Source organism: Sulfurimonas sp., assembly GCF_026991475.1.
Lineage (GTDB): Bacteria > Campylobacterota > Campylobacteria > Campylobacterales > Sulfurimonadaceae > Sulfurimonas.
This window is the reverse complement of record NZ_JALXBK010000061.1, coordinates 189-1,756: the sequence shown is the minus strand read 5'-3', so window position 1 is coordinate 1,756 and position 1,568 is coordinate 189. Positions and strand designations below refer to the sequence as shown.

Genomic DNA, 1,568 nt, shown 5'->3' with positions numbered 1-1,568 from the left:
CTCTATGCACAAAGAAATTTAGCACTTGTAACCTACAACCGTTACAAAAAACTAAAAATCCAATCTTTCGCCTCTCAGTCAGAGTATGACAAAGCAAAAGCAGACCTAGATGCTATAAAAGCACAGATCGCTGCTACAAAAGCACATATAAACTCAGCACTACAAGAGGTAAAACGCTCACAAACAAGTGTAAAAGCACTTGAAGTGAAACTCTCACGCTATAAAATCTATGCACCAGTTGATGGTTATGTCATCGCTAAAGAGGTAGAAGTAGCGCAGAGTGTTGTACCTACACAGAGTATATTTAAGATTGTAGATCCTAAAGATGTTTGGATTCGTACTTACATTGATGAACGTGTTAGTGGAAACATCAAAGTTGGACAACACGCAACTATTACACTCCGCTCTCAAGCTGGGAAAAAATTTGCAGGTATTGTAAAACGCATCGTGGCAGAGAGTGACGCGGTAACACAGGAGCGAGAAGTAGATGTTGCGTTTGAGAAACTACCAATTCCATTTTACATCAATGAACAGGCAGAGGTGCTCATAAATACCAAAACACTTCAAAATATTGTCACAGTTCCTACAAAAGTAATAGTTCATAAAGATGGTAAAAGTGGTGTTTGGATAGCTCAAAACAGCAAAGCGCACTTTCAAAAAGTCAAAGTGCTTGGCATCAGTGGCAAAACAGTAGCCGTGAAAAACCTTGCTACAAACGCAGTCATACTTGTGCCGTCACCAAACAAAAAGCCTCTTCATGAGGGTGCAAGAGTTCACTAATGATAAACTTAGCACAAAAAGAGATAAAACATACTCTTGGAAAATTCATCGTAACCGCCGCAGGTGTGGGGATGCTTCTTGGCATTGTTATGATTATGATGGGTGTTTATAGAGGTATGATCATCGATGCACAAGTTTTACTTGATGATTTGGATGTTGATCTGTGGGTCGTTCAGGAAAATACACTTGGACCCTTTGCCGAGGCATCACGAGTACATGAAGATTTAAAAGACACCATTCATGTCATACAAGGAGTAAAAAGTTCAGAGGGCATTACCTTTCAAAACCTCCAACTCCCTTTAAAAAATGAGATGGTACGTGTTTTTGCAGTTGGTTTTAACCCTTTTGGAGATATTGACCCCATCAATCCAAGCAAACTTATAGCGGGACGCGGACTCAAACGCAGCCATTATGAGATGGTAGTGACAGACAAAACAGGCTTTAAACTAGGCGATAAAATTCCTTTAGGTAGAGATATTTACACCGTTGTAGGTGTCACACACGGTACAGTCTCTTCTGGTGGAGACCCTTTAGTATACATTTCACTCAAAGATGCGCAGGAGTTGCAGTTTCTCTACTCTAATGCACGCATAAGAAATGACAGAGCAAGAGGCATAAAAGGTGTCAACTCACATATGGTAAACGCAATCGTTGCCCGTGTACAGAGTGGTTATGATGTAAACGCAGTTGCGCAAGATATAAGACGATGGAAGCATAATTCTGTCTATACAGCAGAGCAAGAGAAGACAATTTTGACCAAGAATCTCATAAAAATGGCATCGAAACAG

The 1,568-nt window shown here is 40.3% G+C and carries 2 protein-coding genes; both read left to right on the top strand.

What is annotated here, in order from left to right:
- Nucleotides 1-780 (top strand): efflux RND transporter periplasmic adaptor subunit (locus MV589_RS04840; protein WP_297432592.1); only part of this gene is annotated, 780 nt, incomplete at its 5' end.
- Nucleotides 780-1,568, top strand: a 789-nt coding sequence (locus MV589_RS04835) for an ABC transporter permease (RefSeq protein WP_297432589.1), incomplete at its 3' end; no start/stop codon positions are given. The genes MV589_RS04840 and MV589_RS04835, both read left to right, overlap by 1 nt.